General features: G+C 71.5%; 18 protein-coding genes. 4 read left to right on the top strand and 14 right to left on the bottom strand.

Features of this window, described 5'->3' with window-relative positions:
* Window positions 1–47: 47 nt before the first annotated feature.
* The 7 genes from CP975_RS06500 to CP975_RS06470 all read right to left on the bottom strand — a co-directional run bounded on the left by CP975_RS06500 (window position 48) and on the right by CP975_RS06470 (window position 7,543).
* Window positions 48–1,805, bottom strand: a complete 1,758-nt coding sequence (locus CP975_RS06500) for a S8 family peptidase (RefSeq protein WP_055529814.1) — start codon at window positions 1,803–1,805, stop codon at window positions 48–50.
* Between the two features lie 247 nt (window positions 1,806–2,052).
* Window positions 2,053–3,048: a PAC2 family protein gene (locus CP975_RS06495; protein ID WP_055529815.1), complete on the bottom strand. Its 996-nt coding sequence runs from the start codon at window positions 3,046–3,048 to the stop codon at window positions 2,053–2,055.
* 173 nt (window positions 3,049–3,221) lie between these two features.
* The gene (locus CP975_RS06490; RefSeq protein WP_055529816.1) at window positions 3,222–3,893 is read right to left on the bottom strand and encodes a FadR/GntR family transcriptional regulator; all 672 of its coding nucleotides are present in this window, start codon (window positions 3,891–3,893) and stop codon (window positions 3,222–3,224) included.
* Window positions 3,894–3,998: 105 nt separating this feature from the next.
* On the bottom strand, window positions 3,999–4,754 hold the full coding sequence (locus tag CP975_RS06485) for a ferredoxin reductase (protein ID WP_055529818.1): 756 nt from the start codon (window positions 4,752–4,754) through the stop codon (window positions 3,999–4,001).
* Window positions 4,747–5,391: a sulfite oxidase-like oxidoreductase gene (locus CP975_RS06480; protein ID WP_055529820.1), complete on the bottom strand. Its 645-nt coding sequence runs from the start codon at window positions 5,389–5,391 to the stop codon at window positions 4,747–4,749. Before CP975_RS06480 ends, CP975_RS06485 begins: the two co-directional genes overlap by 8 nt.
* Window positions 5,388–6,743: an amidohydrolase gene (locus tag CP975_RS06475; RefSeq protein WP_055529822.1), complete on the bottom strand. Its 1,356-nt coding sequence runs from the start codon at window positions 6,741–6,743 to the stop codon at window positions 5,388–5,390. The genes CP975_RS06480 and CP975_RS06475 overlap by 4 nt, the downstream gene beginning before the upstream one ends.
* Window positions 6,744–6,772: 29 nt before the next feature.
* Window positions 6,773–7,543 (bottom strand): nucleoside phosphorylase, encoded by a 771-nt coding sequence (locus CP975_RS06470; protein ID WP_150476656.1) that lies wholly within the window; start codon window positions 7,541–7,543, stop codon window positions 6,773–6,775.
* Window positions 7,544–7,802: 259 nt separating this feature from the next.
* Between CP975_RS06470 and mtnA the strand changes: the two genes are divergently transcribed.
* A complete protein-coding gene (gene mtnA / locus CP975_RS06465) occupies window positions 7,803–8,864 on the top strand; it encodes an S-methyl-5-thioribose-1-phosphate isomerase (RefSeq protein WP_055529848.1) in 1,062 nt (353 codons plus the stop codon).
* Between the two features lie 174 nt (window positions 8,865–9,038).
* On the opposite strand, the gene mtnB is transcribed toward mtnA, so the two are convergent.
* The 7 genes from mtnB to CP975_RS06430 form a co-directional block, all read right to left on the bottom strand.
* On the bottom strand, window positions 9,039–9,656 hold the full coding sequence (gene mtnB / locus CP975_RS06460; RefSeq protein WP_055529824.1) for a methylthioribulose 1-phosphate dehydratase: 618 nt from the start codon (window positions 9,654–9,656) through the stop codon (window positions 9,039–9,041).
* Window positions 9,653–10,375: an acireductone synthase gene (gene mtnC / locus CP975_RS06455; RefSeq protein ID WP_055529826.1), complete on the bottom strand. Its 723-nt coding sequence runs from the start codon at window positions 10,373–10,375 to the stop codon at window positions 9,653–9,655. The genes mtnB and mtnC overlap by 4 nt, the downstream gene beginning before the upstream one ends.
* Complete coding sequence (locus CP975_RS06450; protein WP_055529828.1) at window positions 10,372–10,992, bottom strand: 1,2-dihydroxy-3-keto-5-methylthiopentene dioxygenase; 621 nt, start codon at window positions 10,990–10,992, stop codon at window positions 10,372–10,374. Before CP975_RS06450 ends, mtnC begins: the two co-directional genes overlap by 4 nt.
* 142 nt (window positions 10,993–11,134) lie before the next feature.
* Entirely contained in the window at window positions 11,135–12,745 is a 1,611-nt protein-coding gene (locus tag CP975_RS06445; protein WP_150476655.1) for a glycerol-3-phosphate dehydrogenase/oxidase, read from the bottom strand.
* 4 nt (window positions 12,746–12,749) lie between these two features.
* Complete coding sequence (gene glpK / locus CP975_RS06440) at window positions 12,750–14,294, bottom strand: glycerol kinase GlpK (RefSeq protein WP_055529832.1); 1,545 nt, start codon at window positions 14,292–14,294, stop codon at window positions 12,750–12,752.
* A gap of 69 nt (window positions 14,295–14,363) precedes the next feature.
* Complete coding sequence (locus CP975_RS06435) at window positions 14,364–15,155, bottom strand: MIP/aquaporin family protein (protein ID WP_055529834.1); 792 nt, start codon at window positions 15,153–15,155, stop codon at window positions 14,364–14,366.
* A 266-nt stretch (window positions 15,156–15,421) separates the two neighbouring features.
* Entirely contained in the window at window positions 15,422–16,186 is a 765-nt protein-coding gene (locus CP975_RS06430; protein ID WP_150476654.1) for an IclR family transcriptional regulator, read from the bottom strand.
* A 231-nt stretch (window positions 16,187–16,417) separates the two neighbouring features.
* Between CP975_RS06430 and metH the strand changes: the two genes are divergently transcribed.
* From metH to CP975_RS06415, 3 genes are all read left to right on the top strand, one after another.
* Entirely contained in the window at window positions 16,418–19,957 is a 3,540-nt protein-coding gene (gene metH, locus CP975_RS06425; protein ID WP_055529836.1) for a methionine synthase, read from the top strand.
* A gap of 100 nt (window positions 19,958–20,057) precedes the next feature.
* Window positions 20,058–20,753, top strand: coding sequence for an HAD family hydrolase (locus CP975_RS06420; RefSeq protein ID WP_150476653.1), 696 nt, complete (start codon window positions 20,058–20,060; stop codon window positions 20,751–20,753).
* Window positions 20,754–21,103: 350 nt separating this feature from the next.
* Window positions 21,104–22,705, top strand: coding sequence for an ABC transporter substrate-binding protein (locus CP975_RS06415; protein ID WP_055530669.1), 1,602 nt, complete (start codon window positions 21,104–21,106; stop codon window positions 22,703–22,705).
* The last annotated feature ends 40 nt before the right edge of the window (window positions 22,706–22,745 follow it).

Below are 22,745 nucleotides of genomic sequence, written 5' to 3'. Positions count from 1 at the left end.
CACCTTCCCTCAATGGTTGTGTCCTTCAGCCCGTACTGGTCGTACCGTCAACCCGTCACGACCAGGCCGACGATCTCGTCGTCCGTGTACCAGACGCGTACGTCCGGCCGGCCCCCGGCGAAGGCGGCGTGCACCGCCTGGCGCGTCTCCGGGGACGGGTTGACGAGGTTGCGCCACTCTCCGGCCACGAACAGCCGGAGCCTCGGCGGGAGTTGCGGCGGATACGGGAGCAGCTCGTCCCAGTACCGCTCGGCCCGCCCCGAACCCACCGCCGACGGCAGCAGGTTCGCGACCGCCGCCTTGATGTCGGGGCGGTTGCCTATCCGCTGCGACGCGGGCCTGCCCGGCGCGTCCTGCTGCGGCGAGCCCGTGCAGCGCAGTACGGCACGGGCCCGGTCCGGCGTCATCGGCTGCTGGCCCGCGGCCTTCAGCATGCCTTGCAGCGTGGCCAGTGCCCCGACCACGATCGTCGACGCGGAGGACGTGCCGGAGAACGTGTCGGTGTACCAGGCGATCTCCTCGGTGCCGCCCTGGAGGTCACCGGGCCGGTCCCAGAAGCCGCCGGTCGTGGTGGTCTCGCGGCCCCAGCCCTGCGCGTCCACGCGGCCGCCGAAGTTGGAGAACGCGAGGCGCGAGCGGTCGGGTCCGTGGTCGCGGCCGTGCGTGCCGGGCGGCGGTGCGCCCGCGCCGATCAGGACCGCGCCCGAGGAACGGTTGGAGGGGTTGAACGGGTTGCGCCACCAGGAGGGGAAACCGTCCGGCCCGCGCTCGTACACCGCGTCGTCGAGGGACTCGCCGCCGTTGCCCGCGGCGGCCACCACGAGCACGCCCTTCGCCGTGGCATGGCGCACCGCGGCGTAGTCGTCCGGCCACCACTCGATCGCGACGTACCCCTTCTGGTCGTCGCGCCGCTCGAAGTCGAACCTCGGCCCCGGGCGGTGCAGTTCGATCAGGATGATGTCGCCGCGGCCCAGCCGCTCGGCCGCCGCGTGGATGGTGGCAGCCGTGCCGAGCGGCTGGAAGGAGGCGGCCGCCGTCACGGCCTGCGGCGCGATACCGGTGATGCCGAGGCCGTTGCGGTCGCCGCCGATGACGCCGATGACGGCGGTGCCGTGGTTGCGCCAGGCCAGGTCCTGGAGGGGCGTGCCGAGTACGACGCCCGCCAGCTTGGCGGCGAGGTCCTCGTGGCGCAGCTGCCAGGCGCCCTCGACGTCGATGACCGTGACGCCCTCGCCCGAGCCGCCGAGGCGCTGCCAGGCCCAGCGGGCGTCGACTCCCTCGGGCGCCGGGTTCAGGTAGCCCTGGCGGCCGGTGAAGTCGGGCGTGGCCGGCATGCCCTCCTTGCGGCGCGAGGACGTCTCGTCGAGGTCGGGCGGGCCGGTCGGCGAGGGGTCGACGGACGCCGGGACGGCGCCCGGCTTGACGTACGCCGTGTCGATGCCGGGCAGCGCCGCCATCCGCGAGCGCAGCTCCTGCGCCCGGTCCTCGCCGCCGCGCACACGGTAGAAGAGGGCCAGGTCGGGCACGTCGTCCTCGGCGATGCGGGTGGGGGCGGCGGCCCGCAGCCGGTCCTCGTTGCCGAACAGCGGTTCCAGGGCGAGCTGTTCGTCGGAGAGGAACATGTTGAGGGCCGACACGTCGGAGCCGGACGCCGAGTGGACCTCCCGCTCCGCGGCCCGCAGCCGGGCCTCGGGCCGGGCCACGACGATCAGCTCCTGCTCGGCTCCTCGGTAGGTGAATCCCGCCCCGTCGGGGCCCGGCCCGCCGGCGCCTGGTTCCCGTACCGGGTCTGCCTGGTCGGTCATCGCTTCACCGCTCCCTTCGCTCCTTCGGGTGCCGTGCCGGGCGCTGCGCCGCGCCTTCGGGGCACACCCTGCTCCTCGCGGACCGAGACGTCCACCCCTGTTTTGAGCAACGGTGTTTGAGAAGAAGTTGAAAAGGGAAACCCGTGCAATTCGGCCACAGGCGCGGCAAGCCACAGGCACGGCGGCAAGAGACACAGCAGTAGGGCGGCCCCCGTACGGGAACCGCCCTACTGGTGGGAAAGAAGCCTCAGTCGTCCGAGGAATCGGCCGCGCCGGAACCCTCGCCGTCGCTCTCGCCCTCGGCGCCCGGCCCTTCGGCGTCCTGGCCGGCCCGCGGGCTGGGCTTGGGCTTCGGCGGGCGCGTCCGGTCGGCCGGAGCGTCGCGCAGGAACGCCCCTCCGTCCCCGTCACGCCGCCGCAGATAGCGCTCGAACTCCCGGGCGATGGCCTCGCCCGAGGCCTCCGGGAGTTCGGCGGTGTCCCGCGCCTCCTCCAGGGACTGGACGTACTCGGCGACCTCGCTGTCCTCGGCGGCCAGCTGGTCGACGCCCAACTGCCAGGCGCGCGCGTCCTCGGCCAGCTCGCCCAGCGGGATGCGCAGGTCGATCAGGTCTTCCAGGCGGTTGAGGAGCGCGAGCGTGGCCTTGGGGTTCGGCGGCTGCGAGACGTAGTGCGGGACGGCGGCCCAGAGGCTGACGGCCGGGACGCCCGCGTGCGTGCACGCCTCCTGGAGGATGCCGACGATGCCCGTCGGGCCCTCGTACTTGGTCTCCTCCAGGTCCATCGTGCGCGCCAGGTCCGGGTCGGACGTGACGCCGCTGACCGGGACGGGACGGGTGTGCGGGGTGTCACCCAGCAGCGCACCCATGATCACTACCAGTTCGACGCCCAGCTCGTGGGCGAAGCCGAGGATCTCGTTGCAGAACGACCGCCAGCGCATGGACGGCTCGATTCCGCGGACCAGGACGAGGTCACGCGGCTTGTCGCCGCCGACGCGGACCACCGAGAGCCGGGTCGTCGGCCACGTGATCTTGCGGACCCCGTCGTCGAGCCAGACGGTCGGGCGGTTGACCTGGAAGTCGTAGTAGTCCTCGGCGTCCAGCGCCGCGAACACCTCGCCCTTCCACTCCTTGTCGAGGTGCGCGACCGCGGTGGAGGCGGCGTCGCCGGCGTCGTTCCAGCCCTCGAACGCGGCCACCATGACCGGGTCGACCAGCTCGGGAACCCCCTCGAGCTCGATCACCCAGGCCTCCTTCCGACGTTCCCTTGCGTACGCCCCAACCTTACGGCGTCGGCGGGGGCCCTCCGCAGCCCCCTTGCGTGGGGGAGTGCATGATCACTGCCCAGGGGAGGCGCCGGGAAACGGCGGGTTCGGGCGGAGACGCGAACCTCGTCACGCAGTGGAGTGCGCCGGTGTCACAGCGTGGAGCGCAGCCACCGCTCCACGCTCGCGATGTGCACGGTCGCCCAGGACCTCGCCGCCTCCGCGTCCCGGTCGCGCAGCGCCGTCAGGATCGCGTGGTGCTCGTGGAGCGTGCGGCTGACGGCGTCCTCCTGGGTCAGGCCGCGCCGGACGGGGGCCCGGGTGGTGGGCCCGGACAGACCGTCGAGCAGGGAGCACAGAACGGAGTTCCCGGACGACTGGACGATGCCGCGGTGGAACTCCAGGTCGCAGGCGACCAGCTCCTCCACGGAGGGCGCGTCCCCCAGATCGTCCAACTGTCGGGTCAGCGCGTCCAGCTCCTCCTCCGTGATGCGGGCGCAGGCCATCGCGGTGGCCGCCGGTTCGAGGATGCGGCGCACGCCGAGGAACTCCAGGACCGTGTCGTCGCGGTGGAAGTCGACGACGAAACCCAGCGCCTCCAGGAGGAGTTGGGGGTCCAGACTGGTTACGTACGTGCCGTCGCCCTGGCGCACGTCGAGGATGCGCATCAGCGAGAGGGCGCGGACCGCCTCGCGCAGGGAGTTGCGGGAGAGGCCGAGGCCGGCGGCGAGTTCGCTCTCCTTGGGGAGCCGGTCGCCGGGACGCAGCACACCCGAGACGATCATTTCCTTGATCTTCTCGATGGCTTCGTCGGTGACAGCCATGGGGACCTCGCCTCAAGAAGCAGCAATCGACAGACATCCGACGTTCGACAGACATCCGATGTGTGAGCCGATTATGTCCCCTGCGCGGCGCGGCGCGGCGCGGCTTCAGCCGAAGCGTTCGATCCTGATCCGGTCCACCGGCTGGCCGCCCTCCACCAGAAGCCGTGAGGCGTGCTCCGCGAAACCGTTGGAGCCGCAGATGTACGCTTCCCAGCCGCCCTCGGGCCGCCCCCCGTCGCCCAGGAAGGGCGCCAAGTGCCCCGCGCTCAGACGGCCTTCGGTGCGGGTCAGGACGACGGTGGTCTCATCGGCGTACTCGTCGGCGTAGATCAGGTCCTCGGGCGTGCGCGCCGAGACGACCAGGCGCAGGGGCAGGCCGAGGCCCGTGCGGCGGTGGTGGCGGACCATCGACATCAGCGGCACCACGCCCGACCCGGCGCCGAGCAGCAGTGCGGGGCGGTCGCCCGGCCAGGCGAAGAAGCCGGACAGCGGCCCGCGCACCTCGACCGTGTCGCCCACGCGGGCGACGGTGTGCAGATGCCCCGACACCTCCCCGCCGGGCACATGGTCGAGGGTCAGCTCGATCTCGCCGCTCCCCTCGGGCGCGGAGGCGATGGAGTAGTGCCGCTGGGCGACGTAGCCGTCCGCCGCCGTGAGCCGCAGCATGAGGTGCTGGCCGGGCAAGTGCCCCTGCCAGTCGGGGACCTTGAGACGGAACGTCGAAACGGCCGGGGTCTCCCGGCGGATGTCCGTGATCAGCGCGCGCTGCCACAGGGCCGCGGCGCCGCCGCTCACGGCGATCCGGCCGGGCACGGCGAACCGCGTCGGCGGCACGAAGACGTCCTGCGGGTTCTCAGTCACCTGCGTAACGCTCCTCGGCCCACGGGTCGCCCCGGTGGTGGTAGCCGTTCTGCTCCCAGAAGCCCGGCTCGTCGCGGTCCAGCAGGCGCAGCCCCGCGATCCACTTGGCGCTCTTCCAGAAGTAGAGGTGGGGCACGATCAGCCGGGCGGGCCCGCCGTGCTCGGCGGGCAGCGGCCCGTCCTCGTACTCCCAGACGATCCACGCCTTGCCGCCCGTCACGTCATCGAGCGGCAGGCTGGTGGTGTAGCCGGTGTGGGAGTACGCGACGACGTGCGAGGCCCCGGGGAGGGGGCGGGCGGCGGCGAGGAACGTGTCCAGGCTCACCCCGCCGAAGCGCACCCCGAACTTGGACCAGCTGGTCACGCAGTGGATGTCGCCGCGGTACTCGGAAGGAGGCAGCGCGTGCGCCTCGTCCCAGGTCCAGGTGCGCGGCGCCGCCACGAGCCCGTCGATACGGAACGTCCACTCGGCGGCGGTCAGCCGCGGGGTCACCTCGGCGGACAGGACGGGCCAGCCGTCGCGCGCGTCGTACTGGCCGGGCGGCAGGCGCGGGTCGCGGTCGGCGGCGCGGGCGCGGCCGGTGAAGCCGCGGGTGGGCTCGTAGGAGGCGGTGGGGGCGGGTACGTCGGGCGTCATACGGTGCTCGTCACTTCGGGGTCGGTCGCCGCGTCCCGCAGGGCGCGCAGGACAGCCGGTTCGTCCAGCGTACGCAGGGTGCGCCCGCGCATCAGAATCCGCCCGTCGACGACGGTGTCCCGCACGTCACCGGACGCGGCCGCGTACGCGAGCGTCGACCACGGGTCATGCCGGGGCGCGAGGTGCGGCCGGTCCAGGTCCAGCACGATCAGGTCGGCGCGTTTGCCCGCCTCCAGCGAGCCCAGCTGGTCGCCGAGGCCGAGTGCCCGCGCCGACTCGATCGTCGCCATGCGCACGGCCTGCTCGGCGCCGACCGCCGTGGGGTCGCCGCCCGCCTTGTGCACGAGCGCGGCGACCTTCACCGCGCCCAGCACGTCCAGCGTGTTGGAGCTGACGGCGCCGTCCGTGCCGAGCCCCACCGTGACGCCCGCGTCGAGCAGCTCGGGCACGCGCGCGATGCCGCAGCCCAGCTTCAGGTTCGACACCGGGCAGTGCGCGACGGCCGTGCCCGTGCGGGCCAGCGTCGCGATCTCCGCGTCGGTGAGGTCGACGGCGTGCGCGAGCAGCGTGTCGGGGCCGAGGACGCCGAGCGAGTCGAGCAGCTCCACGGGGCGCATGCCGTACCGCTCGGCGACCATCGCCACCTCGCCCGCGTTCTCGGCGGCGTGGAGGTGCAGCAGGGCGTCGTGCTCCCGGGCGAGCGCGGTGATCTCCGTCAGCTGTGCGGGGCCCAGCGTGTAGGCGGAGTGCGCGAAGACGACGCGGCGGCTGCCGGGGGCGGGGGCGCGGGATGCCAGGTCGGCGGCCGCCCAGCCGATCCGGCGCGCGTAGGGGCGCCCGTCCGGCGGGCCCGGCACGTCCATGAACGTCGGCCCGGTGAGCAGCCGCCACCCGGCCTCGCGGGCCACGGCCTCGGCGGCCTCGTGGAACCAGTACATGTCCAGCGCGGTGGTGACCCCGCCGCGCACCGACTCGGCGATCGCGGCGCCGAGGGCCGCCCGCACCGTGGCCGGCGAGAGGATCTCGGCCTCGCGCGGGATCACCCGGTCAAGGAAGCCCTGCAACGTGACGTCGTCGGCGATGCCGCGCAGCACGTTCATCGCGAGGTGCGTGTGCGTGTTGATGAGACCCGGCATAACGAGGCAGCCCCGGGCGTCGATCTCCTCGGCGGCCTCGTACGCCGTGCGCAGCCGCTGCGCGGGGCCCACCTCGACGACGCGTCCGGCGCGCACGGCCACGGCGCCGTTCGGCACGACCGTGCCCTCCGCGTCGACGGTCAGCACGTCACCTCCGTGCACCAGCAGGTCCGTCGGGCCGCCGCGGGCCTGGGCCGGCAGGTCGGTGGGGCGCATCGGTTCCGTACTCCTGGTCACTACGTCGTTCAGTGCTCGGCCGCGGCCAGCAGACGCAGCGCGTCCAAGGCTATCCGGGCGCCCCGGTCGACCCCTCGGGCGACCACGTCACGGTGCGGGTCGTAGCCGCCCGTCGAGAAGGGGTCGTCCTCGTCGACCAGGTCGTCGGCGTTCGCTCCGTCCACGACCAGCGCGCCGCCCGCGGTCAGGCCGTGCGTCGAGGCGAAGACGTACAGCGCGGACAGCTCCATCTCGATGGCGGCGACGCCCGCCGCCGCGTACGCCTCGCCGGGCAGCGGCAGGAAGCCCGGCTGGAACGCCGCCCGTGTCCACACCACGCCCCGGTGGTAGGGGGCACCGGCCTCCCGGGCCGCGCGCTGGAGGGCGACGACCGCCTCGGGGGCGGAGAACGCCGGGTACTCGGCGGGGATCAGCTGCTGGGTCACGCCGTCGTCGCGTACCGCCGCGTCCGCGATGACCAGGTCGCCGTCCCGGATGCCGGGGCGGATCGCGCCCGCCGTGCCGAGCCGCAGGAACGTGCGGACACCGGCCTCGGCCAGCTCCTGGAAGAGCAGGATCGCGCCGGGGGCGCCGACGCCGTGCGAGGCGACGACGACCTCGGTGCCCTGCCAGGTGCCGGTGAAGGTGCGGTACTCGCGGTGGTACGAGACCTCCTTCGCGTCGGTCAGCAGGTCGGCGACGGCGGCAGCGCGGCCCGGGTCGCCGACCACGACGGCCCGGCAGGGCAGGCCGGTGCGCGGGACACGGGTGACGGGCAGGGCGTCGGTGAGGGACGTCATGAGGGGGCTCCGGCTCCTGGCGGTGGTGGTTCCACGGCGAGGATCATCGCGTACGCCGCCGAGGCGGGGGCACCGAACAGGACACCGGGGGAGCGGTGGGGGCGGTGAGGGCGACAGCGGGTTCCGTGCGGTCCCACGAGCCTCTCGGAAGGTGGTTGGCACACGTCGGGTACGGTGGCGGCGCCCCTTCCCTCCTGGGCCGGAATCGCCCTCGTTCCTTCGGAGTTGAGCCCATGAACAGCTCGGATTCGCCCCGGTGATCCGCCGGCATCTGCGCGCCGTGACGTGGACGGCGGCCGCGGCGGGCGGCACGCCGTACCCGTCCCTGTCCCTCATCGACCAGACGGCACTCCCGCACACCCTGGAGCGGCTCGACGTCACCACCGTCGACCAGCTGATCGACGCCATCGTGCGGCTGGTCGTCCGAGGCGCCCCCGCGATCGGTGCGGCGGGCGGGTACGGGGTGGCGCTCGCCATGGCGCAGGCCGAGCGCGAGGGCTGGGGCCGTGACCGTCTGGACGCGGAGATCGCCCGCGTCCGCGCGGCGAGGCCCACCGCGGTGAACCTGATGGTGTGCGTGGACCGGGTGGCGGCCCGCGTCGACGAGGGCATCACCGCGGTGCTCGCGGAGGCGGACGCGGTCGTCCGCGAGGACCTGGAGGCCAACCACGCGATGGGCGCCCACGGCGCGGACTGGCTCCTCAAGCGCGTCGGCCCCGGTACGGACCGCCCCCTGCGCGTCCTCACCCACTGCAACACCGGCGCCCTCGCCACGGCGGGCTGGGGCACGGCGCTCGGCGTCATCCGCGAACTGCATGCCAGGGGGCGGATCGAGGCGGTGTACGCGGACGAGACCCGCCCGCTGCTCCAGGGGGCGCGTCTGACGGCCTGGGAACTCGTCCAGGAGGGCATCCCGCACTACGTCCAGGCCGACGGGGCCGCGGCGGGCACGATCCTGCGGGGCGAGGTCGACGCGGCGATCGTCGGGGCGGACCGCATCGCCGCCAACGGCGACACGGCCAACAAGGTCGGCACGGTCGCCGTCGCCCTGGCGTGCGCCCACGCCGGCATCCCGTTCATGGTGGCGGCGCCCACCACGACGGTGGACCTCGCCACGGCGACGGGCGACGCCATCCATATCGAACTGCGCGGCGAGGACGAGGTGTTGGAGTGGGCGGGCGTCCGCACGGCCCCGGCGGCCTCGCGCGGCCACAACCCCGCGTTCGACGTGACCCCGGGCTCCCTGGTGACGGCACTGGTCACGGAGCGGGGCGTGCTGGAGGTGGGGGCGGGGGAGCTGCCGGGCGACCGCCTGAAGTAGCGCGCTTGGCCCCCGTCCCCGGGCCTCGTCCCCGGGCCCCGCTCTTCAGCACCGGGGCGAGGCGAGGCGGGGGCGAGCCAGCGCCGGGGTGCCAGAGCCGGGGTGAACCGGCCCAAGGCGATCGCCCCGGCGCGAGCCGGCCCGGAACCGAGCGCGGCGCGGCCCGTGGGAGTCTCAGCCCCCAGCCGCCGCCAACTCCAGCAGCCACTCCACGACCTCGGCCCGGTGCCGCGCCTCGCGGGGGTCCGCGCCCCATACGTAGATCCCGTGTCCGGCCACGACGACCGCCGGCATCCCCGGGGTGAGCGCCGCTTCGAGGCGGTCACCCAGCTCCGTCATGTCCTGGCTGTTCGCGATCACCGGCAGGGTCACCGCGACCTCGTGCGTCGGATGCCCGAGGCCCTTCAGCATCTCCAGGCCCTCGAAGGGGATTCCCTCGGGCGAGCGCCGGCCCATCACCACCGAAGCCACGGTGTGGACGTGCACGACGGCCCCCGCGCCGGTGAGCCGCGCCACGCGCGCGTGCAGGGCCGCCTCGGCCGACGGGCGGCCCGGACCGACCGCCGCGCCCTCCCCGTCCGTCAACACCACGTCGGACGCGGTCAGTTCGCCCTTGTCCCGCCCGCTGGCGGTGACCGCGAGCCGCAGCGGGTCCCGCGACAGCACCAGGGACAGATTCCCGGACGTGCCCCGCATCCAGCCGAGCGCCGCGAACCGCGCGGCCTCGGCGGCCAGCACGGCCCCCGCCTCCGCCAGGTCCAAAGCGTCGGTGGCAGGGGTGGTCCCGGTCATGAACTGCTCCTCGCGGCAAGGGTGATCTCGGAGAACGCCGAGGCCAAGGGGTGGTCACCGAACTCGGCGTCCGCGTAGGGCTCACCGGCCCGGCGCACACCGACGGCCCGCCACCCCGCGGCCCGCGCCGCGTCCAGCTCGCCGGGCCGGTCGGAGAGGAAGAGCAGCCGCCCGAGGCCGGTGCCGATGCTCGCGGCGATGGCCCGGTAGGAGTCCGGCTCCTGCTTGGGCCCCGCGTTCTCGGTGTCGTACAACCCGCTGACGAGCCCCAGCAGATCGCCCTCGGCGGAGTGTGCGAACCACGCCCGCTGCGCCGCGACCGAGCCCGACGAGTAGACGTACAGCCGCACCCCGTCCCCGTGCCAGCGCCGCAGGACCGGGATGACGTCGGGGTAGAAGTGCGAGACCAGGTCCCCGCGTGCGAAGCCCTCCGCCCAGAGGATGCCCTGGAGCGTCTTCAGGGGCGTGGCCTTGCGGTCCTCGTCGATCCACTCGCCGAGCACCTTCTCGACCCGGGCCGCGTCGGCGCCGGGCTCACCGATCTCCGCCCGCACCTGGGCGACGGCCCGCGCCACCTCGGGCTCCCCGCCCCGCGAGGCGAGCAGCGCGCCGAACCGCTCGCGCGCGTACGGGTACAGCACGTCCACCACAAACCCGGTGGCGCTCGTGGTGCCCTCGATGTCGAGCACCACGGCGTCCACGTCGAACCGGACACTCACGCGGCGGTCCCCGCCTGCCCCGCACGCCCCGCGTATCCCGCGTGGATCGCGTCGAAGTCCGGGAAGCGGTCCGCGATCGGGCTGCCCGTGAAGTTCCCTATCCAGCCGTCCTCCTCGTGGAAGAAGCGGATCGCCGTGAAGGCGGGCGAGGTGCCCATGTCGAACCAGTGCGTGGTGCCGCGCGGCACGCCGAGCAGATCGCCCTTCTCGCAGTAGACCGCGTGCACCTCACCGGCCGCGTGGAGGTAGAAGATCCCGGCGCCCGCGACGAAGAAGCGCACCTCGTCATCGTCGTCGTGCGTGTGCTCGGCCAGGAACTTCCGCCGGGCCGCCGCCGCCTTCACCGGCCACTCGGGGTCGGCCCCGTCGGCGGGGGGATGCAGCGCCACCACGTCGACGGTCCTGAAGCCCTCCTCGGCGTTGAGCTTGTCGATCTCCGTGCGGTACGCGGCGAGGACCGTGTCACTGTCCGCGTCGGCCGGCACGTCCTCGCGCACCGGCCACTGCTCGTACCGCACGCCGATCGGGGCGAGCGCGGCGGCGATCTCAGTGGGCTCCGAGGTGCGGCGCACCACGGTCTCCGGCCCGGCCTCCGGCCAGGTCGTCAGGAGAGTCATTGATCACTCCAGGGCGGGTCAGCGGGTGTTCCTGGGATCGTAGCCCGCTGCCGCGACCCGTCACAGGTGGTCCAGGGCCCGGATACGCGTAAGGGGCAGCCCCTATGGAGGCTGCCCCTTACATGTCACCGCTGCGTGGCCGTCAGGCCTTCTTCTTCAGCAGGTCCTCGACCTTGCCGCGGACGTCGTCCGTGGCGAGGCCGCGGATCGTCAGCGTCGTACGGCGGCGCAGCACGTCGTCCGCCGTCTCGGCCCACTCGCTGTCACGGGCGTAGACGACCTGGGCCCAGATCTCCGGGGCGTCCGGGTGGACGCGCTCGGCCAGCTCGGGGTTCTCGTTCGCCAGGCGGGCGATGTCGAAGGAGAGCGAGCCGTAGTGCGTCGCCAGGTGCTTGGCGGTGTCGGCGGCCATGCGCGGGCCGGGCGCCGGACCGTCCACCAGCAGGCGGTGGGCGACGGCGCGCGGGTTGGCGATGCCGGGCAGCGGCAGCTTCTTCGGCAGCTCGGAGATCGGCTCGTAGTCGTCGCCGAGCGGATGGCCCGGAAGCGACTCCAGCTTCTTCATGACCGTACGGCCGATGTGGCGGAACGTCGTCCACTTGCCGCCCGCGACCGACAGCATGCCGCCGCGGCCCTCGGTGACGACCGTCTCGCGCTTGGCCTTCGAGGTGTCGCCGGGACCGCCGGGCAGCACCCGCAGACCCGCGAAGGAGTACGTGATCAGGTCGCGCGACAGCTGCTGGTCGCGGATGGAGAACGCGGCCTCGTCCAGGATCTGCGCGGTGTCGGCCTCGGTCACCTTGACGTCCGCCGGGTCGCCCTCGAACTCCTCGTCCGTCGTACCGAGCAGGAGCATGTCCTCCCATGGCAGCGCGAACGTGATGCGGTACTTGTCGATCGGCGTGGCCAGCGCGGCCTTCCACGGGGCGGTGCGCTTGAGGACCAGGTGCGCGCCCTTGGAGAGGCGGATGGAGGGAGCGGCGTCCGGGTTCTCCATCTTGCGCAGGTGGTCGACCCACGGCCCGGTGGCGTTGAGCACGAGGCGCGCGTTGACGCCGAACTCGTCGCCGCTCATGCGGTCCTTCAGCTCCGCGCCCGTGACCCGGCCCTTGGTGAAGCGCAGTCCGGTGACCTCGGCGTGGTTGAGGACGGCGGCACCGGCCTCGACGGCCGCGCGGACCGTCATCAGGGCCATGCGGGAGTCGTTCATCTGGTCGTCGCCGTAGACCGCGACGGCCTTCAGGTTGTCGGTGCGCAGCTCCGGCACGTCCTGCGCGGCCTTGGAGGGCGACAGCAGGTGGCCGACGCCGTCGCCGAACGCGGACAGCGCGCTGTACGCGAAGACGCCCGCGCCCAGCTTGGCGGCGCCGTGCGGGCCGCCCTTGTAGACCGGCAGGTAGAAGGTGAGCGGGTTCGCCAGGTGGGGGGCCACCTGGCGGGACACCGCGCGACGCTCGAAGTGGTTCTCCGCCACCAGCTTCACCGCGCCGGTCTGGAGGTAGCGCAGACCGCCGTGGAGCAGCTTGGAGGAGGCGGAGGAGGTGGCGCCGGCGAAGTCACCGGCGTCCACCAGGGCCACCCGCAGTCCCGACTGCGCGGCATGCCAGGCGGTGGAGATGCCCAGGATTCCGCCGCCGATCACCAGGAGGTCGTACGTCGCCTTGGAAAGCTGCTCCCGGGTCTCGGCGCGGCTCGGGTTGAGGCCGGCAGCCGGATGCGTCCCGAGGGCAGGGACGCTCTGCAGGGTGGTCATTGTCTTACTCCTCGCCACTCTCATCGAGCCAGCCCATGGACCGTTCCACGGCCTTCAGCCAGCTCTTGTACTCACGGTCGCGGGTGCCCGCGTCCATGTTCGGGGTCCATTCGGCGGCCCGCCGCCAGTTGGCGCGCAGCTCGTCGGTCGAGGACCAGAAGCCGACGGCGAGACCGGCGGCGTAGGCGGCGCCGAGGCAGGTCGTCTCGGCCACCATCGGGCGCACCACGGGTGCGTCGAGGAAGTCCGAGAGGGTCTGCATCAGCAGGTTGTTGGAGGTCATGCCGCCGTCGACCTTGAGGGCCGCGAGCTCGACGCCGGAGTCCTTCGTCATGGCGTCGGTGATCTCACGGGTCTGCCAGGCCGTGGCCTCCAGGACGGCGCGCGCGATGTGCGCCTTGGTGACGTACCGGGTCAGACCGGCGATCACACCGCGGGCGTCGGAGCGCCAGTACGGGGCGAACAGACCGGAGAAGGCCGGCACGAAGTAGGCACCGCCGTTGTCCTCGACCGACGACGCGAGCGTCTCGATCTCGGCGGCGGAGTTGATCAGGCCCATCTGGTCGCGCATCCACTGCACCAGCGAACCGGTGACCGCGATGGACCCCTCCAGGGCGTAGACCGGCTTCTGGTCGCCGATCTGGTAGCCGACCGTGGTCAGCAGGCCCGAGTAGGAGTTGATGGCCTTGTCACCGGTGTTCATGAGCATGAACGTGCCGGTGCCGTACGTGGACTTGGCCTCGCCCTCGGCGAAACAGGTCTGGCCGAACAGGGCCGCCTGCTGGTCGCCGAGCGCGGAGGCGACGGGGATGCCGCCGAGCAGGTCGCCGAGCTGCCCGCCGGTGACCTCGCCGTAGACCTCGGCGGAGGAGCGGATCTCGGGGAGCATCTGCGCGGGGACGCCGATGGACTCGCAGATCCGCGTGTCCCACTCCATCTTGTGCAGGTTCATCAGCATGGTGCGGGAGGCGTTGGTGACGTCCGTGACGTGCTTGCCGCCGTCGACCCCGCCGGTCAGGTTCCAGATGACCCAGGAGTCCATGGTGCCGAAGAGGATGTCGCCCGACTCGGCGCGCTCCCGCAGGCCCTCGACGTTGTCGAGCAGCCAGCGGGCCTTCGGGCCCGCGAAGTAGGAGGCCAGCGGCAGGCCGGTCTCGCGGCGGAAGCGGTCCTGGCCGACGTTGCGCCCCAGCTCCTTGCAGAGCGCGTCGGTGCGGGTGTCCTGCCAGACGATGGCGTTGTGCACCGGCTCGCCGGTGTTCTTGTCCCACAGCAGCGTGGTCTCACGCTGGTTGGTGATGCCGATCGCCTTGATGTCGTCGCGGGTGATGCCGGCCTTGGACACGGCCCCGGCGACGACCTCCTGGACGTTGGTCCAGATCTCGGTGGCGTCGTGCTCGACCCATCCCGGCTTCGGGAAGATCTGCTCGTGCTCCTTCTGGTCGACGGAGACGATCCGGCCGTCCTTGTCGAAGACGATGCAGCGGCTCGAGGTGGTGCCCTGGTCGATGGCCGCGATGAAGGGGCCTGCGGTGTGTGCGTCGGTCACGGTGTGCTCCAGAATTCTTCTCTGACGGCTCTCAAGCGTCTTAGGCGGTCATCGGTCGCTGTCGCGGGTCTACTTGAACGCGACGTTGTAGAGACCGCCGGCGATGGCGCCGCCGATCAGCGGACCGACGATCGGCACCCAGGCGTACGACCAGTCCGAGCCGCCCTTGTTCGGCAGCGGGAGCAGCGCGTGGACGATGCGGGGACCGAGGTCGCGGACGGGGTTGATGGCGTAGCCCGTGGGGCCGCCGAGCGAGAGGCCGATGGCGACCACGACGAGGGAGGTGATCAGGGCGCCGAGCACACCGAGGCCGTTGCCGCCGTCGTTCAGGCCCTGCGTGAGGATGGCCAGGACCAGGACGGCCGTGGCGATGATCTCGGTCGCCACGTTCTGCACGTAGTTCCGGATCTCGGGGCCGGTGGAGAAGATGCCGAGCACCGGGCCGGCCGCCGGGGCCGCCTTCTGGTCGATCATGCCCTCTTCGGCGGGCTGCGCCGCGAGGATCTCCGGGTCGGTCAGATGGGCCTTGAACTGACCCATGTACGTGACCCACACCAGGACCGCGCCGATCATGGCGCCGAGCAGCTGCGAGGCCAGGTAGAGCGGAACGTTGCCCCACTTGGTGCCGCCCTCTATCGCGAGCCCGAGCGTGACCGCCGGGTTCAGGTGGGCGCCGGAGAGGCTCCCCGCGAGGTAGGCGGCCGTCAGGACGGCGAAGCCCCACCCGAAGGTGATCGCGAGCCAGCCGGCGTCCTTGGCCTTTGAGCGCTTGAGCGTGACGGCGGCGCACACGCCACCGCCGAGCAGGATGAGCACGGCGGTACCGATGGTCTCGCCGATGAAGATGTCGGAGCTGGACACCCGCGACTCCTTTGTCCTTCGTCCAGGGGAAGGCGAACCCCGGGTCCCTCCGGTGGTCCGCGACCTCAGGTGAGGTCGTTGCCGGCCCTTGGCCTTGTCACACTCTAACGCGTAATGCCGGTAGGTGTTCGACAATGCCGACCGATGGACGCGAGTCTCACCCCCGTGTTACTTGCACGTCAAGGGTTCTGTTATTGAAAACACGATCGTTATTGATCGTTTCGCGTTATCGGTGATTCCGCAGCTCGAACGGGCCTCGGCGCAGCTCAGAAGCGCCCGGCGCCCAGGTCCCTGGAGACGGCGCGCGCGCAGTCCCGTACGGCGGCGATCAGCTCGGGACGCAGCTCCCCGGCCTTGCAGACGCGCTCCACGGCCCCGGTGACGCCGACCGCGCCGACCGGCATGCGGCGGCGGTCGTGGATGGGCGCCGCGACGGAGGCGATGCCCTCCCAGGTCTCCTCGACGTCCGCCGCGTACCCGCGCGCGCGGGTGAGGTCCAGGACGCCCTCGAAGCCCTCGGGATCGGTCACGGTGCGCACGGTGAAGGCCTCGCGCTCGACCTCTACGGCCTCGTTGTGCGCGACCGGGTCGTAGGCGGACAGGACCTTGCCGAGCGCCGTGGAGTGCAGCGGCTGCATGGCCCCCACCTCCAGGACCTGGCGGCTGTCGTCGGGCCGGAAGACGTGGTGGACGATGAGGACGCCCTGCTGGTGCAGCACGCCGAGGTGGACGCTCTCGCCGCTGGAGCGGGCCAGGTCGTCGGTCCATACCAGGGCGCGGGCGCGCAGCTCGTGCACGTCCAGATAGCTGTTGCCGAGGCGCAGCAGTTCGGCGCCCAGCTGGTAGCGGCCCGACGCGGGGTCCTGCTCGACGAAGCCCTCCGCCTGGAGGGTGCGCAGGATGCCGTGGGCCGTACCCTTGGCCAGGTCGAGCGCGGAGGCGATCTCCGAGAGACCGAGCCGTCGCTCGCCGCCCGCGAGCAGTCGCAGCATCGCCGCGGCCCTTTCGAGCGACTGGATGTTGCGTGCCATCGCAGCCCCGACCTCCGTCCCTAGCACCACACTCGACGTTCGACAATGCTGAACACTATCGGTCGTTGTCGACCTCTCGCTAATGCCGTGACAACCGCGTTCCGCCCGTCCGGCCCCGTCCGCCCCGTGGACGACTTCCCAACGGGACCTTGGTCCCGGCTACCCTGACCGAGTGCGCCCTCCAACAGAAGGCGCAAAGCCGACAGCCGTCGCACTCCAGGGAGCTCATTCATGGCCTCGTCGCCGACCCCGTCCTCGCAGTCCACGCCCGTCTCGCCCGAGAGCAGGGCCCGAGCCGACGCCCTGCGCGAGGCCCTCGCCACCCGCGTGGTCGTGGCCGACGGCGCGATGGGCACGATGCTCCAGGCGCAGGACCCCACCCTCGAGGACTTCCAGAACCTCGAAGGATGCAACGAGGTCCTGAACGTGACCCGCCCCGACATCGTGCGCTCCGTGCACGAGGAGTACTTCGCGGTCGGCGTCGACTGCGTCGAGACCAACACGTTCGGCGCGAACTTCGCGGCCCTCAGCGAGTACGACATCCCCGAGCGGAACTTCGAGCTGTCCGAGGCCGGCGCCCGCATCGCCCGCGAGGTCGCCGACGAGTACACCGACAGGACGGGCCAGCAGCGCTGGGTCCTCGGCTCCATGGGCCCCGGCACCAAGCTCCCCACCCTCGGCCACGCCCCCTACACCGCGCTGCGCGACGCCTACCAGATCAACGCCGAGGGCATGATCGCGGGCGGCGCCGACGCGCTCCTGGTCGAGACCACCCAGGACCTCCTCCAGACCAAGGCCGCCATCCTCGGCGCCCGCCGCGCCCTGGACGCCACCGGCGCCAACCTGCCGGTGATCTGCTCGGTCACCGTGGAGACCACCGGCACCATGCTGCTCGGCTCCGAGATCGGCGCGGCCCTGACCGCCCTGGAGCCGCTCGGCATCGACATGATCGGCCTGAACTGCGCCACCGGCCCGGCCGAGATGAGCGAGCACCTGCGCTACCTCGCCCGCCACTCGCGCGTCCCGATCTCCTGCATGCCCAACGCGGGCCTGCCCGTCCTCGGCAAGGACGGCGCCCACTACCCCCTGACGGCCCCGGAGCTGGCAGACGCCCAGGAGAACTTCGTACGCGACTACGGCCTCTCCCTGGTCGGCGGCTGCTGCGGCACCACCCCCGAGCACCTGCGCCAGGTCGTCGAGCGGGTACGCGGCATGCGGGCACCGGCCAGGGACCCGCGCCCCGAGCCGGGCGCCGCGTCCCTCTACCAGACGGTGCCGTTCCGCCAGGACACCTCGTACATGGCGATCGGTGAGCGCACCAACGCCAACGGCTCGAAGAAGTTCCGCGAGGCCATGCTGGAGGGCCGCTGGGACGACTGCGTGGAGATGGCCCGCGACCAGATCCGCGAGGGCGCGCACATGCTCGACCTCTGCGTCGACTACGTGGGCCGCGACGGCGTCAAGGACATGGCGGAACTGGCCGGCCGCTTCGCCACCGCCTCCACCCTGCCCATCGTCCTCGACTCCACCGAACTCCCCGTCATCCAGGCCGGCCTTGAGAAGCTCGGCGGGCGCGCGGTCATCAACTCCGTCAACTACGAGGACGGCGACGGCCCCGAGTCGCGCTTCGCGAAGGTCACCGCGCTCGCCAAGGAGCACGGCGCCGCCCTGATCGCGCTGACCATCGACGAGGAGGGCCAGGCCCGCACCGTCGAGCACAAGGTCGCCGTCGCCGAGCGGCTGATCGAGGACCTGACAGGCAACTGGGGCATCCACGAGTCGGACATCCTCATCGACACCCTGACCTTCACCATCTGCACCGGTCAGGAGGAGTCCCGCAAGGACGGCATCGCCACCATCGAGGCGATCCGCGAACTCAAGCGGCGCCGCCCCGACGTACAGACCACCCTCGGCCTGTCGAACATCTCCTTCGGCCTCAACCCGGCCGCCCGCGTGCTGCTCAACTCCGTCTTCCTCGACGAGTGCGTCAAGGCGGGCCTGGACTCCGCGATCGTGCACGCCTCCAAGATCCTGCCGATCGCCCGCTTCGACGACGAGCAGGTCACCACCGCGCTGGACCTCATCTACGACCGCCGCTCCGAGGGCTACGACCCCCTCCAAAAGCTCATGGAGCTGTTCGAGGGCGTCTCCACCAAGTCCATGAAGGCGGGCAAGGCCGAGGAACTCCTCGCCCTGCCCCTGGACGAGCGCCTCCAGCGCCGCATCATCGACGGCGAGAAGAACGGCCTGGAGGCCGACCTCGACGAGGCCCTTCAGGACACGCCCGCCCTCGACATCGTCAACAACACCCTCCTGGAGGGCATGAAGGTCGTCGGCGAACTCTTCGGCTCCGGCCAGATGCAGCTGCCGTTCGTCCTCCAGTCCGCCGAGGTCATGAAGACCGCGGTCGCCCACCTCGAACCGCACATGGAGAAGGTCGAGGGCGACGAGGGCAAGGGCACCATCGTGCTGGCCACCGTCCGCGGCGACGTCCACGACATCGGCAAGAACCTCGTCGACATCATCCTGTCCAACAACGGCTACAACGTCGTCAACCTCGGCATCAAGCAGCCCGTCTCCGCGATCCTGGAGGCCGCCGAGGAGCACAAGGCCGACGTCATCGGCATGTCGGGCCTCCTGGTCAAGTCCACCGTGATCATGAAGGAGAACCTGGAGGAGCTGAACCAGCGCGGCATGTCCGCCGACTTCCCGGTGATCCTCGGCGGCGCCGCCCTCACCCGGGCGTACGTGGAGCAGGACCTGCACGAGATCTACGAGGGCGAGGTGCGCTACGCCCGCGACGCCTTCGAGGGCCTGCGCCTGATGGACGCCCTCATCGCCGTCAAGCGCGGCGTGCCCGGCGCGACCCTGCCCGAGCTGAAGCAGCGCCGCGTCCCCACCAAGGCCACCACGGCCCTCCTGGAGGCCGACGAGACCGACGGGCCCGCCCGCTCGGACGTCGCCACCGACAACCCCGTTCCCACCCCGCCGTTCTGGGGCACCCGCGTCGTCAAGGGCATCCAGCTCAAGGAGTACGCCTCCTGGCTCGACGAGGGCGCCCTCTTCAAGGGCCAGTGGGGCCTGAAGCAGGCCCGCACCGGCGACGGACCCTCGTACGAGGAACTCGTCGAGAGCGAGGGGCGGCCCCGGCTGCGCGGCTGGCTGGACGAGCTGCACACCAAGAACCTGCTGGAGGCGGCCGTCGTGCACGGCTACTTCCCGTGCGTGTCCAAGGGCGACGACCTGATCATCCTGAACGAGGACGGCTCCGAGCGCACCCGCTTCACCTTCCCGCGCCAGCGCCGCGGCCGCCGGCTGTGCCTCGCGGACTTCTTCCGCCCCGAGGAGTCCGGCGAGACCGATGTCGTCGGCCTCCAGGTCGTCACCGTCGGCTCCAGGATCGGCGAGGCCACCGCCGAGCTGTTCGCCGCCGACTCCTACCGCGACTACCTCGAACTGCACGGTCTGTCCGTGCAGTTGGCCGAGGCCCTCGCCGAGTACTGGCACGCCCGCGTGCGCGCCGAACTCGGCTTCGGCGGTGAGGACCCCGCCGACGTCGAGGACATGTTCGCCCTGAAGTACCGCGGCGCCCGCTTCTCCCTCGGCTACGGCGCCTGCCCCGACCTGGAGGACCGCGCCAAGATCGCCGAGCTGCTCCGGCCGGAGCGGATCGGCGTCCACCTCTCCGAGGAGTTCCAGCTCCACCCCGAGCAGTCCACGGACGCGATCGTCATCCACCACCCCGAGGCGAAATATTTCAACGCGCGCTGATCCGGGTCAGTCGTAGACTGGTCGGTCCAACGCAGGCCGGTTGCCTCCTTGTCACAAGCGGGCAGCCGGCCTTCTCGTCCCTCATGGAAGGTGTGGTCGCATGACCAGTACGGTTCCCGCGCTCGGCACCCGGACGGCCGAAGGCTCGGCGCTCCAGGGCGTCCTCCTCGACATGGACGGCACCCTCGTCGACACCGAGGGCTTCTGGTGGGACGCCGAGGTCGAGGTCTTCGCCCGGCTCGGCCACACGCTCGACGAGGCCTGGCGCGATGTCGTGGTCGGCGGCCCCATGTCGCGCAGCGCGGCCTTCCTCATCGACTCGACGGGCGCCGACATCACCGTCGACGAGCTGACCGTGCTGCTCAACGAGGGCTTCGAGGACCGCATCGGCCGCACCCTGCCGATGATGCCGGGCGCCGCGCGCCTGCTCGCCGAACTCACCGCGCACGGCGTCCCGATGGCCCTGGTCTCCGCCTCGCACCGGCGCATCATCGACCGCGTCCTCGGCTCGATCGGCGCCCACCACTTCGAACTGACCGTCGCGGGCGACGAGGTGGCCCGCACCAAGCCCCACCCCGACCCCTACCTCCTGGCGGCCGCGGGACTCGGCGCCGACCCCGCCAGATGCGCCGTCATCGAGGACACCGCGACCGGGGTCGCCGCCGCGGAGGCCGCCGGCTGCCGGGTGGTGGCCGTGCCGTCGGTCGCCCCCATCCCGCCGACAGCGGGACGCACGGTCGTCCCCTCCCTCGAACACGTCAACCTGCCTTTCCTGCAAGGCCTCATGACCCTCTGACAGTTCCGGGTCAGGCTCGGTCGAAGCTGTGACGTTTCCCACTCCAATGGGGGTCGACAGTGGACTCGATGTGTGCAGGGGCCCCTTAGGGGGCCCCTGAGGGCGTGTCGTTTGGTCCCGATTGGGGGGCGCATGCACGAAACCTTCCAGTGTCGGGTTATCAATGCGTTCACGCCCGGTTTCCCTGCGTGATGGGGATCCTGCTCCCACCCCTCCGGAGCCCAACTGGTGCGGACTAATGTCGTCGCGAGAACATCTCCCCACCCCCCGCGCCCCACCCCCGTGCCCCACCAACCCACACCCCGCGTTGCGGGATTCACGGGATCCAAGAGCTCTGGAGAACGTCGAGCATGAACCGCAAGACTTTGGTGCTGCCGGCCGTCATAGGCCTGCTCGCCCCCGCACTCGCCGCATGCGGCGGGTCGGGCAGCGGCGACGGTGACGACGCGATCGCTGTCGGCACCACGGACGCGTTCGCCATCTCGAAGGAGGTCCCCGCGCCCTTCGATCCGGCGTACGCCTACGACGCCGGATCCTGGAATTTGCTGCGCCAGACCGTACAGACGCTGATGGCCATGCCCCGCGGCGGCGGCGACCCGCAGCCGGAGGCCGCCGAGAGCTGCGGCTTCACCGACACGGGCAACGAGCGCTACGCCTGCACCCTGCGCAAGGGCCTGACGTTCTCCGACGGCAAGCCGCTCACCGCCGCCGACGTGAAGTTCTCCATCGAGCGGGTCCGCGACATCAAGATCAAGGACCCCAGCGGCTCGGACGGTCTCGTCGCGAACGTGGAGGAGATCGAGACCCAGGGCAGCCGAGGCGTCGTCTTCCACCTCAGGACTCCCGACGCCACGTTCCCGTACAAGCTGGCCACCCCCACCGCCGGCATCATCAGCAAGGACCACTACAGCAAGAACAAGCTCCGCGACGGCTTCGAGATCTCCGGATCCGGGCCGTACACCGCCGAGCACGAGGTCGACGGCGACCGCCTGGTCAAGACGGTGTTCACCAAGAACCCCAAGTACAAGGGCGAGTTCACACCGCACAGCGACAAGGTGGAGCTGCGCAACTTCGCGGACGCCGAGTCCATGGGCAAGGCCCTCGACGACGGCGACATCGACCTGATGACGCGCACCATGTCGCCCGAGCAGGTCGAGAAGCTCGACTCGGACAAGAAGATCGACCTGGTCGAGATGCAGGGTCTGGAGATCCGCTACCTCGCCTTCAACACCGACGCCCCGAAGGTCAAGAGCAAGGCCGTCCGCCAGGCCATGGCGCAGGTCGTCGACCGCGGCGCGCTGGCCTCCGCGGTGTACAGCTCCACGGCCGAGCCGCTGTACTCACTGGTGCCCTCCACCATCACGGGCCACGCCAACTCGTTCTTCAACAAGTACGGCAACCCGAGCCCGGCCAAGGCCCGTTCGCTGCTCAACAAGGCGAACATCACCACCCCGGTGAAGCTCACGCTGCACTACACCACCGACCACTACGGCTCGGCCACCAAGAAGGAGTTCGAGCTGCTGCGGAGGCAGCTGAACGCCTCCGGGCTCTTCGACGTCTCGATCAAGGGCACGCCCTGGAGCACGTTCCGCGCGGCCGAGCGCGACGGCGAGTACGACGTGTACGGCATGGGCTGGTTCCCCGACTTCCCCGACGCCGACAACTTCCTCGCGCCCTTCCTCGACAAGGACAACTTCCTCGGCTCGCCGTACGTCAACCGCGACATCAACGACCAGCTGATCCCCACCTCGCGCCGCGAGGCCGACCGGCTGGCCGCGTCCAAGAGCATCCGCAAGATCCAGGACATCGTGGCCGAGGACGTCCCGGTGCTCCCGCTGTGGCAGGGCAAGCAGTACATCGCCGCGCGCGACGACATCACGGGCGTCGAGTGGGCCCTCAACTCCTCGTCGAACCTCCAGCTGTGGGAGCTCGGCCGCGGTGTGAGCGGCTGATTCCCCCCTCCCACAGGCCCCAGTCCCACCGAATGACCAC

It is taken from the genome of Streptomyces alboniger, assembly GCF_008704395.1.
Lineage (GTDB): Bacteria > Actinomycetota > Actinomycetes > Streptomycetales > Streptomycetaceae > Streptomyces > Streptomyces alboniger.
Note: the sequence above shows the minus strand (reverse complement) of the source record. Positions and strands in the feature narration are given on the sequence as shown.

Excerpts from the sequence above, each read along its gene's own strand:
- CP975_RS06500 (WP_055529814.1), bottom strand. The coding sequence starts at position 1,805 with ATGACCGACCAGGCAGACCCGGTACGGGAACCAGGCGCCGGCGGGCCG.
- CP975_RS06490 (WP_055529816.1), bottom strand. The coding sequence starts at position 3,893 with ATGGCTGTCACCGACGAAGCCATCGAGAAGATCAAGGAAATGATCGTC.
- CP975_RS06480 (WP_055529820.1), bottom strand. The coding sequence starts at position 5,391 with ATGACGCCCGACGTACCCGCCCCCACCGCCTCCTACGAGCCCACCCGC.
- CP975_RS06475 (WP_055529822.1), bottom strand. The coding sequence starts at position 6,743 with ATGCGCCCCACCGACCTGCCGGCCCAGGCCCGCGGCGGCCCGACGGAC.
- CP975_RS06470 (WP_150476656.1), bottom strand. The coding sequence starts at position 7,543 with ATGACGTCCCTCACCGACGCCCTGCCCGTCACCCGTGTCCCGCGCACC.
- mtnB (WP_055529824.1), bottom strand. The coding sequence starts at position 9,656 with ATGACCGGGACCACCCCTGCCACCGACGCTTTGGACCTGGCGGAGGCG.
- CP975_RS06450 (WP_055529828.1), bottom strand. The coding sequence starts at position 10,992 with ATGACTCTCCTGACGACCTGGCCGGAGGCCGGGCCGGAGACCGTGGTG.
- CP975_RS06445 (WP_150476655.1), bottom strand. The coding sequence starts at position 12,745 with ATGACCACCCTGCAGAGCGTCCCTGCCCTCGGGACGCATCCGGCTGCC.
- CP975_RS06430 (WP_150476654.1), bottom strand. The coding sequence starts at position 16,186 with ATGGCACGCAACATCCAGTCGCTCGAAAGGGCCGCGGCGATGCTGCGA.
- metH (WP_055529836.1), top strand. The coding sequence starts at position 16,418 with ATGGCCTCGTCGCCGACCCCGTCCTCGCAGTCCACGCCCGTCTCGCCC.
- CP975_RS06420 (WP_150476653.1), top strand. The coding sequence starts at position 20,058 with ATGACCAGTACGGTTCCCGCGCTCGGCACCCGGACGGCCGAAGGCTCG.
- CP975_RS06415 (WP_055530669.1), top strand. The coding sequence starts at position 21,104 with ATGAACCGCAAGACTTTGGTGCTGCCGGCCGTCATAGGCCTGCTCGCC.